This is a genomic window from Streptomyces sp. NPDC097981 (assembly GCF_040302565.1).
Taxonomy (GTDB): Bacteria; Actinomycetota; Actinomycetes; order Streptomycetales; family Streptomycetaceae; genus Streptomyces.
In genome coordinates, this window is record NZ_JBEORW010000034.1 from 89,841 (window position 1) to 97,437 (window position 7,597).

7 protein-coding genes and 1 pseudogene are annotated in these 7,597 nt (G+C 71.9%); 6 read left to right on the forward strand and 2 right to left on the reverse strand.

Annotation, left to right across the window (positions count from 1 at the left end; translation table 11 throughout):
- The first annotated feature begins 519 nt into the window (after nt 1-519).
- Complete coding sequence (locus ABTY04_RS28595) at nt 520-1,881, forward strand: phenylacetate--CoA ligase family protein (protein WP_352216278.1); 1,362 nt, start codon at nt 520-522, stop codon at nt 1,879-1,881.
- 7 nt (nt 1,882-1,888) lie between these two features.
- Nucleotides 1,889-2,494: a Gfo/Idh/MocA family oxidoreductase gene (locus ABTY04_RS28600; RefSeq protein WP_352216279.1), complete on the forward strand. Its 606-nt coding sequence runs from the start codon at nt 1,889-1,891 to the stop codon at nt 2,492-2,494.
- On the opposite strand, the gene ABTY04_RS28605 is transcribed toward ABTY04_RS28600, so the two are convergent.
- Both ABTY04_RS28605 and ABTY04_RS28610 read right to left on the reverse strand, forming a co-directional pair.
- Nucleotides 2,440-3,033 carry an alpha/beta hydrolase gene (locus ABTY04_RS28605; protein WP_352216280.1) on the reverse strand — a complete coding sequence of 198 codons (594 nt, stop codon included), beginning with the start codon at nt 3,031-3,033 and terminating at the stop codon, nt 2,440-2,442. The two genes, ABTY04_RS28600 and ABTY04_RS28605, sit on opposite strands and share 55 nt — an antisense overlap.
- Nucleotides 3,034-3,138: 105 nt before the next feature.
- Nucleotides 3,139-3,525 carry a hypothetical protein gene (locus ABTY04_RS28610; protein WP_352216289.1) on the reverse strand — a complete coding sequence of 129 codons (387 nt, stop codon included), beginning with the start codon at nt 3,523-3,525 and terminating at the stop codon, nt 3,139-3,141.
- Nucleotides 3,526-3,660: 135 nt separating this feature from the next.
- Between ABTY04_RS28610 and ABTY04_RS28615 the strand changes: the two genes are divergently transcribed.
- The 4 genes and pseudogenes from ABTY04_RS28615 to ABTY04_RS28630 all read left to right on the forward strand — a co-directional run.
- Nucleotides 3,661-4,125 carry a hypothetical protein gene (locus tag ABTY04_RS28615; protein WP_352216281.1) on the forward strand — a complete coding sequence of 155 codons (465 nt, stop codon included), beginning with the start codon at nt 3,661-3,663 and terminating at the stop codon, nt 4,123-4,125.
- 160 nt (nt 4,126-4,285) lie between these two features.
- Nucleotides 4,286-4,546 carry a hypothetical protein gene (locus tag ABTY04_RS28620; protein WP_352216282.1) on the forward strand — a complete coding sequence of 87 codons (261 nt, stop codon included), beginning with the start codon at nt 4,286-4,288 and terminating at the stop codon, nt 4,544-4,546.
- 102 nt (nt 4,547-4,648) lie between these two features.
- On the forward strand, nt 4,649-6,340 hold the full coding sequence (locus tag ABTY04_RS28625; RefSeq protein ID WP_352216283.1) for an extracellular catalytic domain type 2 short-chain-length polyhydroxyalkanoate depolymerase: 1,692 nt from the start codon (nt 4,649-4,651) through the stop codon (nt 6,338-6,340).
- A 20-nt stretch (nt 6,341-6,360) separates the two neighbouring features.
- Nucleotides 6,361-7,597 (forward strand): annotated as a pseudogene (locus ABTY04_RS28630) (hypothetical protein); the annotation flags it as partial.

Sequence of the window (7,597 nt, forward strand, 5' to 3'; positions counted from 1 at the left end):
CTTGGCAGCCGCTTTTCCAGCCGTCGTTGAACTGCGACAGGAACAGGGTGTGGTTGCGCAGGTACAGCAGCGCCCGCCGGCAGTTCCTGGCCCTGAAGCACCGGACCGCACAGCTGGTGCTCGTCCGATCGCCGCGGCCCAGCAGATCTCCGAGGTCGCGGTTGCAGCTGGACGGCTTCGGACCGTGCCAGGCACCTCGTAGCAGCAGTCTCCCCCTGGCCACGCTCACCACCGTCCGACAGCAGTCGGCCTTGGCGGCGTGTATCACACGCGGGACGTGCGTAGATCGATTGCGGATCGGCGGAGGCGAAGCTTTGTGACGTCGAGGGAGAAGCCCTCTCGATGAGCCGGAGGAGGTGAATTCGATGAACATCACCCTGAAGGAGGCCGCCTGAGTCGGCGTTGACACGGCCGGGTGCGGGCCTTCGTTCGAAGGTCCGCACCCGGCCCGCCCTCCAGGGCGCTGCCGTCCGGCGAGCCCGCCCCTCCGTGCCCGGTATCGAGAACGACGGAGAGACCATGACTGGTCACCACTGGTGGCACAACGCCAGCTTGCGCACTGCGGCGGCAGTGGGTGAAGGGTGGCGGCTTTTTCAGACGGTGTATCTGCCCGGCGAGTTCGACCGGGAGATGATGGAGGCAATCCGGCGCGAGCGGCTCGCCGGCGCTCTGCGCCGCGCCGCCCGCACCTCCTACTTCTCCCCGTACCTGGCGGTCACACGGATCCTGCCGGAACGGGCGGAGTCTGTCCTGTCCTGTCTTCCGGTCCTGGAGAAGGACGTGTTGCGCCACCGGCCCGAGGCGGTCACGACCGGACTGGTCGACGCCTGGGACGAGTTGCGGGTACACACCTCGGGTACCACCGGGTCCCTGTGCAGATCACTCACGACGACTCACGACGACTCTCGGCTCACCGAATCGGCTGCCACCAACCTGCGCTTTCTCGCAGCCTACGGACTGAGTCCCGGGCTTCGCGTGATCCGCGCCACTGCCGACCCGGCCCACGCGCCTGTGGCCTTCGAGACGATGCACTACCTGGGGGGCGCCCTGGTGCTGCGCATCAACGTGTCGTCCCTCTCCTCGCGGGACACCAGCCATCTGGAGCGCCTGTGCGCGGACTTCAAACCCGACATTCTGTGGGGACAGCCGCTCGAAGCGCTGCTGGCCGCGTTGCGGCAGAGCGAGGGAACGCTGCGTCTTCCGCGCTTGTCGGCGGTCTTCACCCATGGAGACAGCTTCGACGCCGGTACTCGCGAGACGATTACCCAGGTCTTCGGCTGCCCCCACTACGACCAGTACGGACTACAGGAGTTCGGCAGAGTGGGGTGGGAGTGTCCGCAGAGCCTCGGCACCTACCACGTGGAGGAGGAGCGACTCGCGGTTTCAGTTGACGACGACTCCCAGATCCTGATCAGCTCCCTGACGAACCGCGCGATGTCGCTGCTGCGCTACCGCCCCGGCGACGGGGGGCGGCTGATGCGCGAGCCGTGTCCCTGCGGGCGTCCTCATGCCCGCATCACCGGCCTCGTCGGCCGCAAGCGTGCACTGATCGCGGACGCAGACGACACGCTGGTCAACGTCAAACCGGTGCGTGCCGTCCTGGACCGCATGCCGCTGCACCGCTGGCAGGTACGCCAGGAGGAGGCCGGCCGGCTGGAGGTGCTCATCGTCCCTGTCGACCCGGCGGACGGGGCCCGTACTGCCGAAGAAGTGCGCGTCGCGTTGAGCCAGGCGGTGCGGCTGCATGAGCTGACCGTGCGTCCCGTCGAACTAGTCGAACTGGCCACGGCCGCGGGCACGGGCAAAGCACCGCAATTCTGCCTGTTCACCACACAGCACACGCTGAGCGACTCGGTCGCTCAGGGGACTTCCCTCAGGTGAAGCGGGGATGAGAGTCGCGATCATTGGGGTCGGCCGGATAGGTGGCCTCCACGTCGGTAACCTGCGTGCGGCCGGCCACCGGACGGTCACCGTCGACCGTCGGTCAGAAGCAGACTTTCGGGACGTCCGCGAGGTGCCGGACACACTGGTGGCACAGATCGACGCCTGGGTCGTCTCGACGCCGACCCGGCTGCATCTGCACACGCTCCGGCAGATCCTCACCCGTGCTTCCGCAGCACGGGTCCTGCTCGAGAAACCGGCGGTGATCCCCTCGGAACTCGCCGCCCTTGCTCGGACGCTCGCCGAATACCCCGACGCCCGCGTCGTGGTCAACAACGTCTACGCCAACAGCTCCGCCGTCCACCGCCTGGCCGGGGCCGTACGCCGCCTGAGCGCGACCGATCCGATACGCCGGATCACCATCGAGTTCACCAAAAACCGGCTGTCCGACGTCGCCGCGGGCCGCTTCGTGGACACCGACTACGGAGAAGTCGGCTACGAGTGGTTCCACATGCTGGCGATCCTGCAGAAACTGCTCGACCCCGAGGACTACAGCGCCTATCTGGCCACGCCCCGGCCGGGTATCACGAGCGTGTACGTGTCGTACTGGTGAGCTATCGTCACAGCCGCATATCCGTGGCTGGCGAGCTCTTGGACCATGACGGTGTGGTCGCCCTGGTGGCTGTGCGCGCCGTGCGAGAACACGACGACGGGCAGCCGTCGGCCCGTTCGCTGCACCGGAGCGCCCACGTGGCCGGCAGTGAGCGGCCCCAGGGAGGCCAGATCGCTGAACCCGACGTCGGCGAGGAACGCGTGAAATGCGCCGGCCGGCATCCAGGGCGCCACCGGGTACCGCTGGACGTCCCGGGCGGGGTACCAGACGGTGGCCATCAGCTCGCGGAAGTGCCCGGGGCCCGCGATGTCGTCCGGACGCGACCGGTCGACGAGGTGCAGCTGGACCGTGCCCACCGGATGCGGCCCGGTCGGCACGGGCAGCATGAGCCGCGTCGCGGCGGGGGCGTCAGCGGCCGGGTCGGCCCACGCGGGGCCGGCAGCGGTGGCAAGCGGCACGGCGGCCCCGGCGGCCAGCGCGGCTCCCAGTATGCTGCGGCGCGTCATGCCCTTCCGGCTGATGAACGGCGTGGTGGTCATGGGCCCTCCCCTGGTGACGAATCGTCAACTGTGCCGCGACGGCCAGTCCTTGGGCACAGGGCAACGCTGTCACGTGCCCCTCCCGTACAGCATCGGCCCACGGGTTTACACCCTGGGGCTGATGCGGTCGGCGGTGCCGTCCGGTTGCGAGGCCATCCCGATCACCTCGGGCTCGCGGTCCAGCAGGATCAACCGGTCCCGCTCCAGCCACGACTCGTAGCCCACGAGGTCGCTCGCTGGCGCTGGGGAGCAGAGCCCGCGAAGGTGGCCACCCCTGGCGCAGCGCAACTCGCGTACCGAATCAGCAGTCGAGGACCGCTGATTCCAGCCCTGCCCGAGCGGGAACCAATGGCAGTCACCGGCCTCGACGAGACCCAGCTCCGCATAGGCACGACCGGCGAACCCGGCCAGTCGAGTATGTCCCTTGGGCGAGCAGGCGGCGAACGGGCCCTGCTTGGGGTCCATCAGGGACTCGTCGTCCGCACCACCCACAGCCCGCTCGCCCGGGGCACCCCGCGCGGGCGCACGGTGCCGGAGGCCCGGGACCGCGCACCCACGACGGGGACTGTCGGCGCCCACCGTTACAGTTCCGTCCGACTGTTGGTGCAGTGCCGGGGGTGGGGAGACATGAGCGCACGACTGAGGGAGACCGCGGCGGAACTGGCCGTCCTGTTGTGGCGGGAGCACACCGTGTACCGGGAGAGGTCGGGCGGGGTGGTGATCCGCGGGGACCACGTCGAGCGATGGATCAGCCTGGCCCCGACGGGCGTCAACGGCGAACTGCTCGTCCGGGCCGGCCGTATCCTGCCCGGCGGCACCACGGCACCGGCCCGCTGCGAGGCCGTGGCGGACCCGGCCGCCGGCACGCCCGGCCTCGCGGCCCTGTGCCGCCGCCTCCTTGCCGAGACCGCGGCCCCGACCGTCCACCGGGAGCACGGCGGGCACCCCGCCGGGCCCCGCCGCCTACGCATACGCGGCCGCCGTGACGCCCGCCGGACCGGGCGTCACACGGGCGCCGCCTCCTGGGCGGTCCTCCTGTGTGTCACGGGGCTGTTCGCCGTGTACGTGTACCTCGCCACCCGCAGCGGGTAGGTCTACAACCGGGTGACTCCCACTCGGCCGGGGCCGTCCTGCCCGGCCCGTTGCGGTTCCGGTCCCGTACGCTCCACCGCAGCGCGACCGCCTCGACGAGTACGACCTTGACCGCCCGCGACGTCGACGGCCGCCGGCAGCAGCAGGGCGGCCGTTGCGGATGGATCCCGGAGACCTCGACGCGGACCCGGCCGCGGGCACGCCGGAGGTGCAGCTCGAAGTCGCGTCCGGGAACGCGTCCGTGCAGCACGGCGTCGGCGGCGAACTCACCCACGACGAAAGCGCGCCCGTCATGGGCCCCCGTACCGCACGGAATCCCCTGTCCACGGCCTGCTGCGCCGATAGCGGCCGCGCGAGCCGGGCCCCGCGCCGGGTCGCGGAGAGCCGCAGCGCCCGGGCAGCCGTCACTGCCCGTGTCTGAACCCCCATAGCCAACCGCCCCGTTGTGGCTGCCCGGCACATGGCGGGCGGTCACGCTCGGTCCTAGCCTCCCGGGAGATCCCCACCCACCGAGGAGGCCCCCTTGAAGCAAAAGCCCCGCGTCCGGTGGCTGCGCCGGATGGCTGTGATACTGCTGCTCGCTGCGGTGACCCAAGTCCCGACCGCAGCCGCAGCCCCCGCCGCGGCGCCGGCGCCCACCCCCGGCGAGCTGAAACCGCACTCCATCAGTGCCGCCTACACCGCCGGGGTCTCCTCCGGCGGCTACATGGCGACGCAGCTCCACGTGGCGTACTCCGGCACGTTCGCCGGATCCGCCGTCTTCGCGGCCGGACCGTACGGCTGCGCACAGGGCGACCTCTACCGGGCCCAGTACGCGTGCATGCAGACGTACCAGGACCTCCGGCTCGACGCCCTCGAACGCACCACCCGCGACTGGTCCGCCCAAGGTCTGGTCGACCCCGTCGCCAACCTCTCCGGCGACCCCGTCTACCTCTTCAGCGGAGCGGGGGACGCGACCGTCGAACGGCCCGTGGCCGACGCCCTGGCCTCGTACTACGGCCGCTTCGGCGCGCGCGTGCGGTACGACCACACGACCGGCGCCGGACACGCGTGGATCAGCCCCCTCGGGCCGAACCCGTGCACCGTCACCCAGAGCCCGTACGTCAACGACTGCGGCATCGACGCCGAGCGCGACCTGCTCGGCCACCTCACCGGACCCGTGAACGACCCCGCCCCGGCCCCCACCGGCACGCTCGTGCGCTTCGACCAGAACCGCTACGTCCCCGGCGGCTCCGCATCCGCCGTCTCCATGGACGGCAGCGGCTTCCTCTACGAGCCCGCCGCCTGCGCCGGCACCACCACCCCCTGCCGCCTGCTCGTCGCCCTGCACGGCTGCAAGCAGGGGTACTCGTACCAGGGCTTCGGCACGAGGTTCATGGACACCGCTTACCTCGACGAGTACGCGGACACCAACCACTTCCTCGTCCTCTACCCGCAGGCCGCGCCGACCACCACCCTCGACAACCCCAACGGATGCTGGAACTGGTGGGGCTACCTCGGCGACTCCGCGTACGCCCGGCACGGCGGCAAGCAGATCGAGGCCATCATGAACATGGTCCGCGCCCTCGGCGGCGCGGGCGGCGGTACGGAGCCGCCGTCCTCGACGACCACCCTCGCCCTCCCCTCCCTCGACGCCCAGGACGGCTACGTGAAGGCCGCCCCCGACGGCTCCGGTGCGGCGCTCGGCACCCTGGAGACCGTTTCCGGCCTGGCCCTCGGCCGCGGCAGCGACGGCAAGGACAACCGCACCCTGCTCTCCTTCGAAACCTCCCGCATCCCCTCCGGGAAGGAGGTGGTCCGGGCGTACCTGACGGTCGCCCGCGCCAGCGGCTCCGGCGACCCGTGGACCTCCCCGGCCGGCAACCGCCTCCTGCTGGACCTCCGTACCGGCTGCTTCGGCGCCTCCTGCACCACCGAAACGGCCGACTGGTCCGCCCCCGCGTCCGTCCCCGCCGCCGCCGAGATACCCGCTTTCTCCTCCGGCACCCAGACGTCCACGGACCTGTCCCCCGCCGCCCTGGCCGCCCTCGACCGCACCGGCACCACCCAACTCCGCCTCCGCTTCGCCTCCCCGCAACCGTCGACCGCGTACGTCTTCCTCGCCACCTCACCCCGCCCCACCCTCACGGTGGAGTACCGCCAGCGCAGGTCCACCGGACCCGACCGGGCCGCCGCGGCCCTTGTCAGCGACGGCCGGTACGGTCAGCACACCTGATCAGCGGAGGAGAACAGCCCATGCGACCGCCGGCCGAGCTGGACCACGTCCAGTGGCACGCCCTGACCCACGCGTACGGCTCCGCCGAGGACGTACCCGAGCTGATCGCGGCACTCTACGAGGACGACGAGGAGACGGCCGGCGAGGCCCTCTACGAGCTGTACGGCAACATCCACCACCAGGGCACGGTCTACGCCGCGTCGGCGCCCGCCGTGCCCTTCCTCGCCCACGCCGTGTGGCACGCACCGGCCAAGCGCAGCGAGGTCCTGATGCTGCTCGCCGTGCTCGCCGACCACGACCCGGCGGACGTCGAACTGCCCCATTGGGCGGACACCCCGGTCGCCGCGATCTGCGCCGAGCTCTGCCGGGTGCTCCCCGAGCTGCTGCCCTGCCTCGGGGACCCGGACCGGGCCGTGCGGCGCGCAGCGCTGCGGGTGGTCGCCGCCCCGGCCGGGCTGCTGACGGCGGAAGGGCGGGCCGCTGCCGTGGCGCGGGTCGAGGAGGTGTACGCCGGTGATCCCGTCCCGGCGGTGCGGGCGGACGCGCTGGTCGCCCTGTCCCGGTACGGGCGGGAGGAGGAGGCGGCACTCGACAGCCCGCTGGCCGAGGTCAGGCTGGCGGCTGCCGGTCTCGCCCTCGCCCGGTCCGGGCCACCGTACCCGTCCGACCTGGTGGGCGTGATCGCCGAGGACGGCGCCGAACCCGACCCGGGGGACGACGCGTTCCCCTGGCCGGGCACGGACACCACCAGCCCGGACGATCATCTGCGGCACCTGCTCACCGAGGACCCGGATGCGGCGCTCGCCGTGGCCGCCCGCTGGATCGCGGCCGGAGACCTGGGCACACGGGGATCCTGGCTGGCCGAGGGGATCGCCGAGACCTGGCGGGACCGTGAACCCGCGGTGGTGGCCCTCATGGCGGCGGCCCTGCCCCACCAGAGGAACGCCATGGCACTCAACGCCCGCCTGCGCACGATCGGCCACTGGATCGACCACCTCCCCGAGCCGGACGCCGGACTCCGCGACACCCTCTTCCAGTACGCGGACACCGACGGCGAGACCGCCGCGCCCGCTCTCCTGGCCCTCGTGCGCTCCCGCGACCCCCGCGCACTGGAACTCGTACTGCGCCGCACCGCCGCCGGGTCCGGTGACGGGCCCGTCACCGGACCCCCCGGGCGCGGGGGGGGGCGCGCGGGCGCGGGCGGGGGCCCGGGGTTACCCCCCCGCGCCCCCCCGCGGGGGAGCGCGCTACCCCGCC